A 15,978-nucleotide genomic window follows, 5' to 3' on the forward strand; every position below is an offset into this window, starting at 1 on the left:
AGCCAGTTCGCTTTCATAAGATGCAATTTGATTTTCCAGTTCTCTCTTATTTTGCTCCTGTTCTTGCCGATAAGATTCCAGTTCAGCAACAACTCTCTCTCGCTGGTCAGCTAATTCGATAGTTTGCTGGTTTTTCTCTTCTAATTGCAGCTTAATCAGCTGCTTTGCTTCAGATTCTCGTTGAGACGTTTCTTGCAACTTTTGCCGTAGTAATTGCAATTCTTCTAAAGTTTGAGCAGTTTCTTGCTGTTGCTGTTCTTTAAGAGCCAGTTCGCTTTCATAAGATGCAATTTGATTTTCCAGTTCTCTCTTATTTTGCTCCTGTTCTTGCCGATAAGATTGCAGTTCAGCAAGACCTCTCTCTCGCTGGTCAATTAATTCGATAGTTTGCTGGTTTTTCTCTTCTAATTGCAGCTTAATCTGTTGAATTTCCCGCTGTAATTGTTCCCGTTGTTGCTGTGCATGGTGCTGCTCATTCCGTTTGGCATATAAAATCACCTCAATAATTATCCACGCGATCAAACCGCTCACCAAAAATAAAGCGACTGTCGATGTGTAAAGAGTCCGGGAACCTGTTACTTTAAATGGCTCTTTAATCCAATTATTATAATCTTCAATAAATGTCGGCGGTACTCCCCGGACATAGTACACACGACCGATTATTTCTCCTGAGTTAACTTTACCAGTAGGGATGGGTTTACTATCACCAGGTTTAGCATATTGCCGCTCTACTTGCAGCGGAGGTGGACTTTGTAGTAAGTCGTATGGATGATTTGACAAAGTTGCTAATGAAATTTCCTTTGTCCACTGCTGAGAAGATTTTGATTGATAAAGAATTTGCTCGGATAGGCAATCTTTGGTAGATATTTTGCAATCAGTAACAATCAGCCCAAATAATCCATAGTTGCTGTCTAAAGTTCGCTGCAATTCTCCTATGCTTCCTTGTAATAAGGTATAGGATAGTTTTACTGGCAGAGTATGAGATAACATATTGAAATCAACTGTTTGCACACGAAAGATTGTGCCATGCCAATAGTTGTTATAATGTTCCCAGTTTCTCAAAGTCCCCAGACCAAAAGAAAAGGTCGCGAGCAGGGTAAATCGCCCCAAACTCTTAATCAGCGTAGTCGCGTTGATCCGGGGAAGTTTTTGCTTCATAATGTGCTTCATAAGGTCAACAGCCAAATGAATCTGAGTGAGAATATATCTAATATAACTTCAGCTACAGACTATTTGCGCGTTGGCAACAAGAGGCGATCGCAGCCATAAAAACCCGCCGAAACCAGCAAACCTTACAACCACTAGAAGAAGTTGTACAATACGACCTCGAACATTTCAACTATCCGATCGCGTTGGCGTAGCCAGCCGTAGGCATCGCCAACCAAATTTGGGACACCCTACTCAACCACATCTACCACCTCATCAGAGAACAAAGGCACACCCCAAGATGTGCCCCCATCACTCCATCAATTAGTAGAAGCAGCCAACTCAGCCAAACGTTCCTGCTGATCCTGAGAAATGCAAGTTTGAATAATCCCCTCAATATCCCCTTCCAAAACACTATTGAGCGAGAAATTTTCCCCCAAACGGTGGTCAGTAGCCCGATTGTCCTTATAGTTGTAGGTGCGAATCTTCTCCGATCGCGAACCAGTACCAACCTGAGCCAAACGCCGCGACTTCACCTCATCCTGCTGCTCCCGCAACTTCATCTCATAGAGCTTAGCCCGCAAAATCTGCATCGCCCGCTCCTTATTCTGCAACTGACTGCGCTCCTCAGTACAGAAAATCCGAATTCCCGTCGGCTTGTGAAACAAATCCGCCGCAGTTTCCACCTTGTTCACGTTTTGACCGCCAGCGCCGCCCGATCGAGCCGTGCTCATCTCAATATCCTTCGGATCGATGTGAATCTCCACATCATCAACCTCCGGCATCACAGCCACCGTCGCCGTCGAAGTATGCACCCGGCCGCCAGCCTCAGTCACAGGCACTCGCTGCACCCGGTGTACTCCAGCCTCAAACTTCAGCTTGCTGTAAACGCTGTCGCCTGTAACTTCCAGAATCACCTCTTTAAAGCCGCCCATTTCCGCCAGCGACTCGCTCACCAACTTCACCTGCCAGCCTTGAGTTTGAGCGTAGCGCGAATACAGCCGCAGCAAATCTCCCGCCCAAATACTAGCCTCATCTCCGCCAGTACCCGCCCGAATTTCCAGCATAATATTCTTGTCATCGTTCGGGTCGCGGGGGAGCAGCAAAACCTTCAAACGACTTTCCAAATTCTCCAGCTTCGCCTCAAGTTCCTGAACTTCCAGCCCAGCCATTTCTTGCATATCTCGATCGCCCGCGGCTTCCTTGAGAACCTGTCGCGCGCCCACCAAATCTTCCTGAGTGGTTTTCCACAGAGCAAAAGTATCGACCACTTCCTCCAAGGACGATCGAGCTTTCGCTACCCGTTGAAACTCTTGATTGTCCCTAGCCACATCCGGGTCAGCCATGCGGCGAGTCAACTCATTAAAAGTTTGCTCTACCGACTTCAATTTATCCAGCAAATAAGATTCAGCCATTGTCAGTTGTCCTTTGTCAATCGATTTTAGATTTTAGATTTTAGATTTTAGATTTTAGATTTGAAGAACAGTCGGGATAGAATCTCGATAGAACTCAACTGCCTGCATAGCGAAGTCTTCAATCTAAACTCTCCTATCCGAGGGCGGATCGATTTTAGATTTTAGATTTTAGATTTTAGATTTTAGAAATCAAGAGCAGTTCGGATAGAATGTCGATCGAACTCTACGCGATAGAACTCAACTGCCTGCATAGCGAAGTCTTCAATCTAAAATCTAAAATCCGAGGGCGGTAAGTTGCCAGTAAAAAGAACTACTCTCAACAAACTGCGGACAAATGACAATCCGGCTACTTCTTCTTTTTGCCTTTACCAGCAGCCTTAGAAGCATCTGCTTTCGGATCTTCCATTTTCAGCGGTCCAGAGGAAGCATCTGCCTTCGGCATTTCTACCTCGGTCATGCCGTATTTCCGCATAAAGCGCTCCACACGACCTTCAGTATCAATAATCTTCTGAGTGCCAGTATAGAAAGGATGATTTCCCGACCAGACATCAACTTGAAGCTTTGGTCTAGTTGAACCCACAGTCATCACAAGTTCCCCGTTGCAATAAACCTGAGATTCGGGATACCACTCAGGGTGAATGCCTTCTTTTGCCATTGTTTTTTACTCTCTAATTTTTGACTTTACAACCATTTTAGCTGCCGCAGGACTTGTACACCAACAACAGCAAGAATTTTGCCTTATATCTGTTGGAACCAGGAATCAGGAATCGGAAATAAACTTCAAAAAAAGGCAGATAAAATCTGGATAGATAATTTTTGCCTTTTCTTTCTTCCTTCTTCCTTCTTCCTTCTTCCGTCAATCCGAACTTCCGTTACATCCGTTACATCCGTTAAAAAATCCGTTGCCGAACTTCCATTACATCCGTTACATCCGTTACACAATCCGCTGCCGAACCTCGATTACCGCTTCGAGTATTGAGGAGCTTTGCGAGCTTTCCGCAAACCGTACTTTTTCCGTTCTTTGGCCCGCGGGTCGCGAGTCAAATAGCCCTCAGTCTTCAGAGGCTTGCGGTTGTCCGGGTCTAATTGACAAAGTGCTCTAGCGACACCCAAGCGAATCGAGTCAGCCTGACCTGTCAAGCCACCGCCTTCGACTTTTACCAAAATGTCGTACTCATTTTCCAGACCCAAAGTTTCCAGAGGAGCCTTAGCCAGAGCCAAATAAGTAGGATTGAATTGCAGGTACAAATCCCCCTCTTTACCATTGACAGTCAGTATGCCAGTGCCGGGAACCAAGCGCACCCGCGCTACGGAACACTTGCGGCGGCCGGTACCCCAGTACACAGCGCGACCCGATGTATCTGTTGCTTGCATTACTCATTTCCTCCCGGAATCGTGTGAACAATTAATTCTTCTGGTTTTTGAGCTTGGTGCGGGTGGTTGGGGCCAGCGTACACCTTGAGTTTAGTAAACAGTTGTCTGCCCAGAGAAGTGTGAGGCAGCATTCCTCGTATAGCTTCTTCGACAATTCTTTCGGGTAAACGTGCTTGCAATTTGGCAAAAGTTTCTGTTTTCATCCCGCCCGGTCTTCCAGAATGGCGGCGGTAGATTTTCTGGGTGCGTTTTTTGCCAGTAACAGCGATTTTGTCGGCATTGATGACAATTACGAAGTCGCCGGTATCCATAGAAGGAGTGTAAGTCGGTTTGTGTTTCCCCCGGAGGTACATGGCAACTTCAGTTGCCAGACGGCCCAGTCGCTGGTCGGCGGCATCGACCACGTACCACTTGTGCTCTAGGGAGTCTTGAGTAGGGACGTAAGTTTTGTTCATTGTTTGTTGTTAGTTGTCTATTAACTGTTAACTGTTGTTAGTTGTCAGTTGTCAGTTGTCAGTTGTCAGTTTTTAATTGTTAGTTGTCCTTAGTTTTTTATTAGTAGTTACCTAATGACTAATGACTAATGACTAATGACTAATGACTAATGACTAATTTTGGCTGAGTGTCGTACCAGACCTCTGGGGGAAAGGGAAATTCTGAATAGCCAACCCGCAGCAGGCACAAACCTTGAGCGGGAGCGGCATATTTTACCATTTCTCGGCGTTCGTTGACCCAGATATCGGTGAAATTGTCGATCGGCCTTTCCCCGCGACCCACCTGCACCAGCAACCCCACCAGCAGCCGCATCATCCCGTACAGAAACCCGCTCGCCTGAACCTCTATATAGATAAGAGGCCCAGAACGCTGACACTCGGCCGCTTGCACGTCCACCCAGGAATGGGGGCGGGCAGAACCCGCGCGGTGGAAAGCAGCCAGGTGATGCCGCCCGATGAGCGGTGTCAAAGCTGTTTGAATCAAAGATTCATCCACAGGGGCGTGATAGCAGTGCCAAGCAAAAGGACGCACAAACAAATTAGGGGTCGGGTCTGTATAAAGGGTGTAGCGATAGCGCCGCCAACTGGCTGAGAACCGAGCGTGCCAGGTAGGTTCCACCTTTGCCGAAGCTCGAATTAAAATATCTTTTGCCAGTCGAGAGTTGAGAACGCTTGCCCAGCGGTGAGCCGGAATTGGGCCGTGGGCATCAAAATGCGCTACTTGAGCAGCGGCGTGAACTCCCGCATCGGTTCTCCCAGCAGCGTGCAGCGTTACCGGGCGTTCCAGAACAGTCGATATTGCTGTTTCAATTTCTTCTTGTACTGTACGCTGGTTCGGCTGTCGCTGCCAACCGTGAAAGTTAGTGCCGAGGTATTGGATTACTAGAGCAACGCGCTGTATCGATTGGGGATTTTCGATTGGGGATTTTGGATTGTCAGTCATAAATCACAAATCTCCAACCCAAAATTGAATTAAACCAGTTCAACGATCGCCATTTCGGAATTGTCTCCTTGACGGGGGACAGTTCGCACTACGCGGGTGTAGCCGCCGTTGCGCGAGCCGTACCGTTCTTGGGCAGCCTCAAACAGGGCGTGTACTAACTGTTTATCGTAGATATAGCCCATAGCTTGGCGGCGAGAGGCTAAGGAGCCATCTTTGGCCAGGGTAATCATCCTGTCCGCCTCTGAGCGCAGCGCTTTGGCGCGGGCGAGAGTGGTAGTGATTTTACCGTGGCGGATTAATTCGGTGGTCAGCGAGCGCAGTAGGGCGCGGCGCTGGTCAGCCGGTTTGCTGAGTTGGGGAACGCGACAGCGGTGACGCATGGCAGTTGGTAATTGGTAATTGGTAATTGGGTGCCGGGATAGTCCGCGATCTAGGGGGGTGATTTCTTTAACTTAAAAACTCACCTACTTAAAATTCAGAACTTTTTTACCCGTTACCCGTTGATTAACTTTTAGCTGATTTTTCCTGTGGCAAGGTAATGCCCAAGCGTTTTTGTAAAGCTTCAATCACTTCTTCAGCAGACTTCTGCCCGAAGTTCTTGATCTCGAGCAAGTCTTCTTGGGTATAATCCAATAAGTCTGCGACTGAGTTGATCTGAGCCCGCTTGAGACAGTTGTAAGCCCGGACGGACAACTGCAATTCTTCGATCGGAATTTGGCTAGTAGGATCGGCTTCACCTGGATACTCTGGTTTGAGAGAATCTTGGGTGATGTCTTTGAGAGGTGAAAATAAATCTACCAGGATGTTGGCAGATTGACTCAAAGCTTCTTGAGGAGTCACGCTGCCATCAGTCCAGATTTCCATAATCAGCCGGTCTTTCTCGACAGTACCGCCTACCCTAGCATCTTCAACGCTGTAGTTGACTCTGCGAATCGGCATAAAGATGGCGTCAATTTGGAGAAAATCCAAAGCCGACCCATCATCGCGACTGCGGTCTACTGCTCGGTATCCGATGCCTTTTTCAATTCTGAATTCCATTTCCAGAACTGAGCCTGGGGAGAGAGTTGCAATGTACTGGGAACGATCGATCAATTCCACCTCAGAGGGCAAATCGAATCTATCGGCCGTTACTGTGACAGGCCCCTCAATCCGCAACCTGCCGATTTGGGGCTGCTGAGAATGAGTTTTGAGGACGACCTCTTTCATGTTCAGGAGAATTTCTAGAACATCCTCACGTACCCCTTCGATCGTGGCAAACTCGTGATTGACGCCCGCGATTCGGACTGAAGTTACTGCTGTTCCTTCCAAGTTTGACAGCAGAACTCGCCGAAGCGCATTCCCAACAGTTGTTCCTTGACCGCGATCGAGCGGTTCCAGGACAAATTTTCCGTACTGACTGCGGTCTTTGTCAGTGTTAGACTCTATACATTCAATTTGAAACTGCGCCACGGAGTGACCTCCCTTTTCCACTTTGGATTTTTGATTTTGGATTTTAGATTGCAGAGCATACCCCTGAACGGATTTCGGATTTTGGATGGACGGGGCAACAGTTAGAACCATTAGTTTTTGACTTTAAGCAGTTAGCCATTATCCAAAATCTAAAATCTAAAATCTCAAATCGTTTTAGACTCTACGCCGCTTGGGAGGGCGACAGCCGTTGTGAGGAATTGGGGTAACATCTCTAATCAGGGTGATTTCCAGTCCCGCCCCTTGCAGCGCCCGGATTGCAGTTTCTCTACCTGCTCCAGGCCCGCTCACCATTACTTCTATTTGGCGCATTCCTTGGTCGTTGGCTCTGCGGGCAGCACTTTCTGCTGCTGTTTGAGCGGCAAAGGGAGTTCCCTTTTTAGCTCCTTTAAAACCGCTGGAACCTGCAGATGCCCAGGATATCACTTCGCCGTTGAGGTCGGTAATAGTTACAATCGTGTTGTTAAAGGTAGACTGGATGTAGCCTACCCCATTGGGTACATTCCGTTTCTGCTTTTTTGCACCAGATTTCTTGCCTGTTTGTGGTCGCGCCATATTAGTCTCTTTAACGTTTCTCTCAACTAATGTCCCGAAGCGCTAGGAGCCAGCAGCCCCCAGCGTATTTTTCCCAAAAAGATGTTACTTCTTGGAAGGTGCCTTTTTCTTGCCCGCAACTGTTCGGCGGACGCCACGACGGGTTCTGGCGTTGGTACGGGTTCGTTGTCCCCGCACCGGCAGACCCAAACGGTGACGCCGACCGCGATAAGTTCCGATGTCCATCAGGCGCTTGATGTTCATTGACTCCCAGCGCCGGAGGTCTCCTTCGATTTGGTATGTTGTTTCTACATGAGCCCGCAGAGCTGTCACGTCGGCCTCTGTTAAATCCTTGACGCGAGTGTCAGGATTTACGCCTGTTGCAGCGATAATTTTTTGGGCTCGCGACAAGCCTATTCCGTAAATGTATGTCAGACCTATTTCGACGCGCTTATCGCGTGGAAGGTCTACCCCGGCAATCCGTGCCACACTTTTTCTCTCCCTAGTTTTCCTGTTTGGCTACAATGTTCAATTAGGATGCACCTGCGTGCAGTGCCCAATCTTCTTTTTTTCTAACCTTGGCGTTGTTTGTGTTTCGGGTTAGTGCATATCACCATCACTCGACCGCGACGGCGGATGACGCGACATTTCTCACAAATTTTTTTGACAGATGCTCGAACTTTCATCTTTCTTCCTGCCTGGAGAACCCCGCTCTAGCGGAGAACAGGCACGCTGGGACTGCCCGTAGAGCGGTGGGAGGAGAGGCTGGGCAAGGTGTAGACCTCTCCTCGATTAAATTGTATAAAGTGCGGGTTGTTTCATGAAGGAGCCCGCTTGCACCCACTCCCATTGCTGGGTAAAGTTCGCCTGCGCCAGAGTGGTGGCGAGCGATGTTTTTACGGTGTAACAATGACTTAACCCGATACACCGGTAGGTTGTTGACGCCCTTCTCGGCAACACTACAAACGTAGCATTATAGCATAAATTTGAAGCTTTTTACCAAATTCTCTCTAAATTAAACTTAGAATTAGTTTTTAGAAAGTTTTATCTAAGCCTATTTTTTCCGAAGGCGATATGTAATCCTGCCTTTGGTCAAGTCATAGGGAGTCAATTCGACTTTGACGCGATCGCCAGGCAGAATTTTGATGTAGTTGCGGCGGATCTTGCCGGAAATGTGAGCCAGCACGTTAAACCCATTATCTAGGTCAACGCGAAACATCGCATTGGGCAGGGATTCCGTCACTGTCCCTTCCATTTCAATTAAATCTTGCTTAGACAATTTGGTATTTACCTCAACTCTACATTTGATTAACTAGGAGTGTCCCGGCGTGAGCCTCAAAACCTATTTACTGGTAGGAGTCCAACGGGAACGGGGGGCAATAATTAGGGCGCCTCGATCGACTTTAATACTCAACCAACCGCTTGTTTTAGCTTTACTTGAGTAAAGTTGTGGCAATTAGTATCGAGTTCAATCCGGTCTCTAGCAACCCTCACAAAACCTGATAGCACAAAAAGCTCCTAGTTAACATATCTTAGCAAAAGCTTGTGAGTAACAAGCTGTATTGAGAGGGTTCAAGAGTCGATCGAGAGAGATTGTTGCAGTTCTGCGGTGACTAATTCCATTGCTTGATCGCCATCAACCGCAACTAACTGTTGACGGCCGCTGTAAAAATCAATCAAAGGCTCAGTTTGCTCGCGATAAACTTGCAACCGACGGCGGATCGTCTCCTCATTGTCATCCTGCCGGCCCCGCGACAGCAGGCGAGACACCAAAATGTCGTCAGGAACGTCGAGATTAACAGCTTTGAGACCACACTTTGGGTTCGATGTACTCCCCTCGGCACCGCTAAGCTCGTGCAGCAGTTTGTCTAAAAAAGTTGCCTGGGTAACAGTGCGGGGAAAGCCGTCGAGAATCCAGCCCGCATTAGCGTCCGGTTCATTCAAGCGTTCCTGCACGATATCCATCAGCAATTGGTCGGGAACCAACTCACCCCTGTCCATGTAGGCTTGCGCCTTTAGACCCAAGGCAGTTTTCGCCACCACGCAGGCGCGCAGGATTTCGCCGGTAGAAATGTGGGGTATTTTCCAGAGAGCGCCTAATATCTGAGCCTGAGTTCCCTTTCCCGCCCCTGGAGGCCCCATGAAAATAAATTGCATTACGATTACTTCACCATTCCTTCATATCTCTGGGAGATGACGTAAGTTTGAATTTGCTTAGCAGTTTCGATCGCGACACCTACTAGAATCAGTAGGGAAGTTGCGCCAAAACCTCTAAAAGTTTGCACTCCGATCGCGCTTTCTACAGCAGTTGGTACAATGGCCACCAGACCGAGAAAAATCGCTCCCAAGAAAGTCAAACGGTTCAAAACCTTCTCCACATAATCACTCGTTTTCTGACCCGGACGAATTCCCGGAATGCTAGCGCCCATTTTTTTCAAGTTCTGAGACATATCTACGGGGTTGACAATCAACGAAGCGTAGAAATAGCTGAAGAATAGAATCAAAGTCAGATAAAACAGCGCGTAAGCCCAAGGGGCTGGGCCGTTCGGACTCAAAACATTAGCAACTTGAACCAAAAACGGGTTATTGAGAGACTGAGCGAGGAAAGAAGGCACAATCAACACCGAAGATGCAAAAATAATCGGCATCACTCCGCCTTGATTCAAGCGCAGGGGCAGATAACTCCGGCTCTCCCGATAAACTTTGCGGCCGACTTGGCGCCGGGCAGAGATAATCGGAATGCGGCGAGTACCTTCCTGAACAAAAACAATCCCGACAATCGTCACCAAAAAGACCAGCAGTAGAACGACTACGCGGCCGACAACTTGCGTGTCCCCACTTTGAGCCAATTCAAAAGTTTGTCCCAAAGAGCGTGGCAATACCGACACAATATTGATAAAAATCAACAACGAAGCTCCGTTCCCGATACCTCGTTCCGTCACCACTTCCGATATCCACATCACAAACATTGAGCCGGCTGTCAGAGCCAAAGCAGTTTCTGCTATGAATAAAGGCGCTGGAGATTGAGCAAAAGGGCTGACCCAAATCGCAATGCCAATACTTTGCAGAATTGCCCAGCCCAATGAAACGTAGCGAGTAATTTGAGAAATCTTGCGCCGCCCCGCTTCCCCTTCATTTTTTTGCAAGTCTTCTAAGCTTGGCAGAGCCGCAGTTAGAAGTTGCACAATAATTGAAGCATTAATGTAGGGCAAAATCCCCAACGCGAAAATCCCCAAAGCAGACAAGCCGCCTCCTGAGAACAAATCCAGAAAGCCAATTAAAGGGCTATTTTGGACGTTTTGGGCAAAGGCGACTCGATCGATGCCGGGGACTGGCAAGTGGACACCCAGGCGTACTAAAATCAGTAAGCCAACGGTTACGAGGATGCGGCCTCGCAAACCAGCAGCTTGAGCCATCTGCATGAACGTCTCTTGTGCAGTTGGCGCTTTCTCTCTACTAACGTCCATAGTTACGATTTTGGATTTTAGATTTGGGATTTTCGACTAAATCATTTTCTGATAGCAAGCTTGAGGATTTGAGATTTGGACAGACTCTCAAACCTCAAATCTTCACGCAACTAATTCGCAACTTCCGCCTGCAGCTTCAATTTTGGTGCGAGCACCTGCGGTAAAAGCCGAGGCGCGCACTTGCAAAGGTACATTCAGTTCGCCATCTCCTAAGATTTTCAGCGGCCCGTCGTCTGTGGTGACAATTTTTGCTTGGATCAGAGAGGTGAGAGTAACTTCGGTGTTTGCTGGCAGCGATGCTAATTTACTTACATTAATGGTAGTGTACTCTTTCCGGTTCACTAGAGGGAAGCTTTTCAACTTGGGGAGACGGCGGTAGAGAGGATTTTGACCTCCTTCAAAACCGGGTCTAGTGCCGCTACCGGCTCTAGATTTTTGACCGCGCATCCCTTTGCCGGAGCTCGCGCCTTGACCGGCAGAAATACCTCTGCCCAAGCGTCGGGGGCGCTTTTGGGAGCCTGCTTTGGGTCGGGCGTCTTGCAATCTCATAGTTTTAGTAATTGGTAATTGGTAATTGGTATTTAGAGAGGGGGTACGCAGTAGTTTTGAGTGCGTGAGTTTTGAGTTGCGGATTTTTTTATTTTCACCGCAAGCACTTAACACTCAAAACTTACAGTTTCCCATTCTCGCGTGCCCTAACCGTAGAGATTTTCTACTGGAATTCCGCGCTCTTGAGCAACTTCGGACAAGGTGCGGAGGGTGGAGAGGGCATTGACTGCGGCTCGGGCGTTGTTTAAGGGATTTCCAGAACCTAGCTGTTTGGCTAAGATGTTGCGGACTCCTGCTAGTTCGAGAACAGTTCGCACTGCTCCCCCTGCAATTACCCCGGTTCCTGGAGCGGCCGGCCGCATCATCACTTTAGCTCCGCCACCGTCACCGTTGATGGGGTGAGGGATGGAGTTAGATTTGGTGAGGGGGACTTCAATTAGGTGCTTTTTGCCGTCAGCGACGCCTTTTTTAACGGCACCGATTACGTCGCTAGCTTTGCCGACTCCTACTCCTACTTGACCGCGTTCGTTGCCGATAATGACTATGGCGCGGAAGCTGAGTTTTTTACCACCTTTGACTACTTTGGTAACGCGCCGAATCTGAACAACCCGTTCTTGCCATTCGGATTCTTTTTCGCGCCCTTTGTTGTTGCTGCTGCTTTTTTTCTTGTTGCGCTGTTCTTTTTGTTCTGCCATAGTTTTGTTCTTTGGGAATTGGGGATTAGTAACTGGTAGTTGGAAATGAGAAATTAACAATTAGGAATTAAGAATTTTGTTGTATATTCTTTTTTCCTTCTTCCTTCTTCCTTCTTCCTTCTTCCTTCTTCCTAAAAGTCTAACCCCGCTTCGCGAGCTGCTTCTGCGAGGGCTTTGACACGACCGTGATAGAGGTTGCCCCCGCGATCGAATACGACTTTGACTATGCCAGCGCTGGAACAGCGTTTGGCAATCAACTGACCGACTTGCACGCTCGCGGAACAGTTGCCGCCAGAACTGAGAGTTGACTTCAATTCGGGATCGAGGGTTGACGCGGAGGCCAAAGTGTGCTGGGCGGTGTCGTCGATGACTTGAGCGTAGATGTGCTGATCTGAGCGAAATACCGCTAGTCTGGGACGTTCGGCGGTGCCGAACACCTTGCGCCGAACACGGCGGTGTCTGCGCTGGACTGATTCTTTGCGAGTAAGCTTCATTGTTACTTCTTACCTGTTTTGCCTGTTTTACCAGCTTTGCGCCGGACAACTTCGCCGCTGTAGCGAATGCCTTTGCCCTTGTAGACTTCGGGCGGACGCACCGCGCGGATGCGGGCTGCTGTATTGCCTACGAGTTCTTTGTCAATGCCGGAGACAATGACGTTGGTGTTGCCTTCAACTGCCATTGTGATGCCTTCTGGAGGGGGCATTTCAACGGGTTTGCTGTAACCGACGTTTAAAATCAGGTTCCGTCCTTGAACCTGTGCCCGATAACCTGTGCCGATAATTTCGAGACGCCGCTGAAAACCTTCTGATACACCTTCGACCATGTTGGCGACGAGGGTGCGGCACAAGCCGTGCAGTTGTCTGGCGACGCGAGATTCGTCTCGGCGGGTAACGAGTAAAGTCTCGCCTTCAATTCCCATGAGGATTTCGGCTGGGATAACTCGGGAAAGTTCACCTTTAGGGCCTTTGACGGCTACTTTTTGACCGTCTAGGGTGACGGTGACTTTCGTGGGGATGCTAATCGGACGCTTGCCAATTCGCGACATAGTTTTTTGGTCCTTTGTTTTTAGTTATTAGTCCTTGATTATTAGTGCTTAGTTATTAGTCCTTAGTGATTGATTTTTGAGTCTGTTGCCAACGACCAGTGACTAATGACTAATGACTAATGACTACCAAACATAACAAAGCACTTCACCGCCCAAACCTTGGCGTCGAGCTTCTCTATCCGTCATAATGCCGCTGGAGGTGGAAATAATGGCAATGCCAATTCCGCCTAATACTCTGGGCAATTCTTTACGGTTCGAGTAAACGCGCAGTCCTGGTTTGCTGACTCGCTTAAGTGCCGTGATAATGGGCTTGCGAGTTTTACCTTTGTACTTTAGAGAAAGCACTAAATGTCGCTTGACCCCTTCTGCTTCTGCTTCTTCAAATTCGCCGATGAAGCCTTCACTTTTGAGGACTTGGGCGATGCTGCGGGTCATTTTTGTAGCTGGAATTTGCGTTGTTTGGTGGCGCGCCATGCAAGAATTGCGAATGCGCGTCAACATATCTGCTATGGTATCGTTAGCTGCCATCTTTTGCTTCTTACTCTAGTGCTTAGTTGTCCCGGAACGGCATTCCCATTTCTTTAAGCAAGGCGCGTCCTTCTTCGTCGGTGTTTGCTGTGGTGATAATTGAAATGTCCATGCCTCGAATTTGATCGATGCGGTCATATTCTATTTCTGGAAAAATTAGCTGTTCTCTCAGACCCAAGCTGTAGTTGCCGCGCCCGTCGAAGCTTTTGGGGCTGATGCCGCGGAAGTCGCGGATGCGGGGAAGTGCGAGGTTGATCAGCCGATCGAGAAAATCGTACATCCGATCGCCGCGCAGCGTCACCATAACGCCGACGGGTACTCCTTTGCGGATTTTGAAGCCTGCGATCGCTTTTTTCGCCCGCGTCACCACTGGTTTTTGACCGGTGATGATGCCAATTTCGTTGATCGACGAATCCAGTGCCTTAGCGTTTTGAGATGCTTCTCCCAAACCGCGGTTCACTGTGACTTTGACGAGTTTAGGAACCTGATGGATATTAGTATATTTAAACTGATCCATCAGTGTGGGAACGATTTTTCCTTGATAAAGAACTTTGAGTTTGTCCGGCATAGTTTTTGTGTTTCGTTAACTGTCCCTGGGCTTGGTCAGGGAATTATTAGTTGTCAGTTGACTGTTGTCAGTTGTCCGTTGACTGTTGTCCGTTGACTGTTGTCAGGAAAGCATTTGTCTAATGACTAATGACTAAAGACTAATGACTAATTATCGATGATTTCTCCAGTTTTTTTGAGCTGTCGCAGTTTCCGACCGTCTTCGCTAAATGTATAGCAAACGCGGCTAGCTATTTTTTCTTTTTCGGAATAGTGCATGACATTGGAGCTGTGAATGGGAGCCTCAAACGTGAGTATTTTCCCGGACTCTCCCTCTTGCTGGGGCTTGACGTGCTTTGTTCTGATGTTTACACCTTTAACAATTACTTTGCTGACTTTAGGATATGTCTTTAAGATTTCTCCGACTTTTCCTTTCTCTTTGCCAGTAATTATTTGCACGGTGTCGCCTGCTTTGACGTGCATTCTGTAGCGCTGCGGCTCGCTAGTTGGTTTACCCTTTTTTCCGTACATTTTAAAGTACCTCCGGGGCTAAGGAAACGATTTTAGTAAAGTTTTTGTCGCGCAGTTCGCGGGCGACGGGGCCGAAGACGCGAGTGCCTTTGGGGTTGCCGTCTACGTTGATAATAACGGCGGCGTTATCGTCAAAACGAATGCTCATGCCACTGTCGCGGCGCAAACCTTTGCGGGTTCTGACAATGACAGCCCGAACGACATCTGATTTTTTGACGGCCATATTGGGGATGGCGTCTTTGACGACGGCAATGATGACATCGCCGACTCCGCCGTAGCGACGGTTGCCGCCTCCCAATACGCGGATGCACATCAGTTTGCGGGCTCCGCTATTGTCGGCGACATTGAGGTATGTCTGGGGTTGAATCATGGTGATTGTTGACTGTTAACTGTTGACTGTTAACTGTTGACTGTTAACTGTTGACTGTTGACGGCTAATTGATTAATCAAGTACCGATCGGGCGAGCGCGAGATCGCAATTAACTCTTAGCCGTTTTTTGTCCCAAAAATCTCAGCAACCGTCCAACGTTTGGTTTTGCTCAGTGGGCGAGTTTCAGTGATGCGGACGCGATCGCCGGATTTGCACTGATTTTCTTCGTCGTGAGCTTTGTACCGCTTGGTGCGGACTACGATTTTGCCGTATTTGGTGTGGGAGGAGCGGTTTTCGATTGCTACCACGACGGTTTTATCCATCTTGTCGCTGACTACTACGCCAACTCGTTCTTTAATTGCCATAGCTACCTATTTTTGTTGTGCAATTGACTTGTTTTTAGCTACTGTGCGAGCCGAGGCTAGGCTGCTGCTCACTCTGGGCTGACTTCTGGGCTGGGAGCAGAATCTGCTGTTTCTTTAGCTGGGGCTGATTTTGCTGCAGCTTCTTTCTCAGCAAGGATTTGGCGCTCGCGTTCAACTGTCATCAATTGAGCTAGCCGGTGTTTGGCGTGCTTGAACAGGTGAGGCTTTTCCATGCGGCCGGTAGCTTGCTGGAGCCGCAATTCCATTAGTTGGCGCTTGACGGCTAAAATTTGCTCTGCTACTGCAGCATCGCTTAATTCTCTAGCTTCTTTAATCTTGGTCAAAGACATAATTGTGTGCTTTATCGTTAGCGAGCGGTATGACAGAAGACAGAATTGTCTCGCTTGGCTGAAGGTCGAAGGAAAGAAAAGTTATGAAAGCCAGATTTTAAAATGCTGTAGCCGTTTAAAATGCTGATTAATACAGACCTAATTCTACCTTCGCTCTTC

The 15,978-nt window shown here is 48.2% G+C and carries 23 protein-coding genes and 1 pseudogene; all 24 read right to left on the minus strand.

Annotation, left to right across the window (positions count from 1 at the left end; genetic code table 11):
- Positions 1-1,062: pseudogene (locus tag QUB51_RS20035) on the minus strand (type II toxin-antitoxin system HicA family toxin); the annotation flags it as partial.
- A 404-nt stretch (positions 1,063-1,466) separates the two neighbouring features.
- A complete protein-coding gene (gene prfA / locus QUB51_RS20040; RefSeq protein ID WP_333057797.1) occupies positions 1,467-2,561 on the minus strand; it encodes a peptide chain release factor 1 in 1,095 nt (364 codons plus the stop codon).
- A gap of 346 nt (positions 2,562-2,907) precedes the next feature.
- A complete protein-coding gene (rpmE, locus tag QUB51_RS20045) occupies positions 2,908-3,216 on the minus strand; it encodes a 50S ribosomal protein L31 (RefSeq protein WP_333101798.1) in 309 nt (102 codons plus the stop codon).
- 305 nt (positions 3,217-3,521) lie between these two features.
- On the minus strand, positions 3,522-3,935 hold the full coding sequence (rpsI, locus tag QUB51_RS20050) for a 30S ribosomal protein S9 (protein ID WP_194067224.1): 414 nt from the start codon (positions 3,933-3,935) through the stop codon (positions 3,522-3,524).
- Positions 3,935-4,390 (minus strand): 50S ribosomal protein L13, encoded by a 456-nt coding sequence (rplM, locus tag QUB51_RS20055; protein ID WP_015178725.1) that lies wholly within the window; start codon positions 4,388-4,390, stop codon positions 3,935-3,937. Before rplM ends, rpsI begins: the two co-directional genes overlap by 1 nt.
- Before the next feature lie 139 nt (positions 4,391-4,529).
- Entirely contained in the window at positions 4,530-5,372 is an 843-nt protein-coding gene (gene truA / locus QUB51_RS20060; protein WP_333057795.1) for a tRNA pseudouridine(38-40) synthase TruA, read from the minus strand.
- Between the two features lie 29 nt (positions 5,373-5,401).
- The gene (gene rplQ / locus QUB51_RS20065) at positions 5,402-5,752 is read right to left on the minus strand and encodes a 50S ribosomal protein L17 (protein ID WP_006634978.1); all 351 of its coding nucleotides are present in this window, start codon (positions 5,750-5,752) and stop codon (positions 5,402-5,404) included.
- Positions 5,753-5,876: 124 nt separating this feature from the next.
- Complete coding sequence (locus QUB51_RS20070) at positions 5,877-6,821, minus strand: DNA-directed RNA polymerase subunit alpha (protein ID WP_333057810.1); 945 nt, start codon at positions 6,819-6,821, stop codon at positions 5,877-5,879.
- 174 nt (positions 6,822-6,995) lie between these two features.
- Positions 6,996-7,394 (minus strand): 30S ribosomal protein S11, encoded by a 399-nt coding sequence (rpsK, locus tag QUB51_RS20075; RefSeq protein ID WP_332978136.1) that lies wholly within the window; start codon positions 7,392-7,394, stop codon positions 6,996-6,998.
- An 84-nt stretch (positions 7,395-7,478) separates the two neighbouring features.
- Positions 7,479-7,862, minus strand: a complete 384-nt coding sequence (rpsM, locus tag QUB51_RS20080; RefSeq protein ID WP_006634981.1) for a 30S ribosomal protein S13 — start codon at positions 7,860-7,862, stop codon at positions 7,479-7,481.
- Between the two features lie 83 nt (positions 7,863-7,945).
- Entirely contained in the window at positions 7,946-8,059 is a 114-nt protein-coding gene (gene rpmJ, locus QUB51_RS20085; RefSeq protein ID WP_015178722.1) for a 50S ribosomal protein L36, read from the minus strand.
- A 368-nt stretch (positions 8,060-8,427) separates the two neighbouring features.
- The gene (gene infA / locus QUB51_RS20090) at positions 8,428-8,652 is read right to left on the minus strand and encodes a translation initiation factor IF-1 (protein WP_006276978.1); all 225 of its coding nucleotides are present in this window, start codon (positions 8,650-8,652) and stop codon (positions 8,428-8,430) included.
- Between the two features lie 293 nt (positions 8,653-8,945).
- Positions 8,946-9,530: an adenylate kinase gene (locus QUB51_RS20095; RefSeq protein WP_333057794.1), complete on the minus strand. Its 585-nt coding sequence runs from the start codon at positions 9,528-9,530 to the stop codon at positions 8,946-8,948.
- Positions 9,531-9,535: 5 nt separating this feature from the next.
- Complete coding sequence (secY, locus tag QUB51_RS20100) at positions 9,536-10,840, minus strand: preprotein translocase subunit SecY (protein WP_333057793.1); 1,305 nt, start codon at positions 10,838-10,840, stop codon at positions 9,536-9,538.
- Between the two features lie 102 nt (positions 10,841-10,942).
- The gene (rplO, locus tag QUB51_RS20105) at positions 10,943-11,389 is read right to left on the minus strand and encodes a 50S ribosomal protein L15 (protein WP_006634984.1); all 447 of its coding nucleotides are present in this window, start codon (positions 11,387-11,389) and stop codon (positions 10,943-10,945) included.
- Between the two features lie 146 nt (positions 11,390-11,535).
- Entirely contained in the window at positions 11,536-12,084 is a 549-nt protein-coding gene (gene rpsE / locus QUB51_RS20110; RefSeq protein ID WP_190745441.1) for a 30S ribosomal protein S5, read from the minus strand.
- A 131-nt stretch (positions 12,085-12,215) separates the two neighbouring features.
- On the minus strand, positions 12,216-12,578 hold the full coding sequence (rplR, locus tag QUB51_RS20115) for a 50S ribosomal protein L18 (protein ID WP_333057792.1): 363 nt from the start codon (positions 12,576-12,578) through the stop codon (positions 12,216-12,218).
- Positions 12,579-12,580: 2 nt separating this feature from the next.
- Positions 12,581-13,129: a 50S ribosomal protein L6 gene (gene rplF, locus QUB51_RS20120; RefSeq protein WP_333057791.1), complete on the minus strand. Its 549-nt coding sequence runs from the start codon at positions 13,127-13,129 to the stop codon at positions 12,581-12,583.
- 123 nt (positions 13,130-13,252) lie between these two features.
- Positions 13,253-13,657, minus strand: coding sequence for a 30S ribosomal protein S8 (gene rpsH / locus QUB51_RS20125; protein WP_190657976.1), 405 nt, complete (start codon positions 13,655-13,657; stop codon positions 13,253-13,255).
- A gap of 22 nt (positions 13,658-13,679) precedes the next feature.
- Positions 13,680-14,225 carry a 50S ribosomal protein L5 gene (gene rplE, locus QUB51_RS20130; protein ID WP_006634989.1) on the minus strand — a complete coding sequence of 182 codons (546 nt, stop codon included), beginning with the start codon at positions 14,223-14,225 and terminating at the stop codon, positions 13,680-13,682.
- A 146-nt stretch (positions 14,226-14,371) separates the two neighbouring features.
- Entirely contained in the window at positions 14,372-14,734 is a 363-nt protein-coding gene (gene rplX, locus QUB51_RS20135) for a 50S ribosomal protein L24 (protein ID WP_333057790.1), read from the minus strand.
- A gap of 1 nt (position 14,735) precedes the next feature.
- A complete protein-coding gene (gene rplN, locus QUB51_RS20140) occupies positions 14,736-15,104 on the minus strand; it encodes a 50S ribosomal protein L14 (protein WP_006634991.1) in 369 nt (122 codons plus the stop codon).
- Positions 15,105-15,220: 116 nt separating this feature from the next.
- Positions 15,221-15,469, minus strand: coding sequence for a 30S ribosomal protein S17 (gene rpsQ, locus QUB51_RS20145; RefSeq protein WP_006634992.1), 249 nt, complete (start codon positions 15,467-15,469; stop codon positions 15,221-15,223).
- A gap of 68 nt (positions 15,470-15,537) precedes the next feature.
- A complete protein-coding gene (gene rpmC / locus QUB51_RS20150) occupies positions 15,538-15,819 on the minus strand; it encodes a 50S ribosomal protein L29 (protein WP_333057789.1) in 282 nt (93 codons plus the stop codon).
- Positions 15,820-15,978: the final 159 nt, after the last annotated feature.

It is taken from the genome of Microcoleus sp. AT8-A3, from assembly GCF_036705675.1.
Classification (GTDB): Bacteria; Cyanobacteriota; Cyanobacteriia; order Cyanobacteriales; family Microcoleaceae; genus Microcoleus.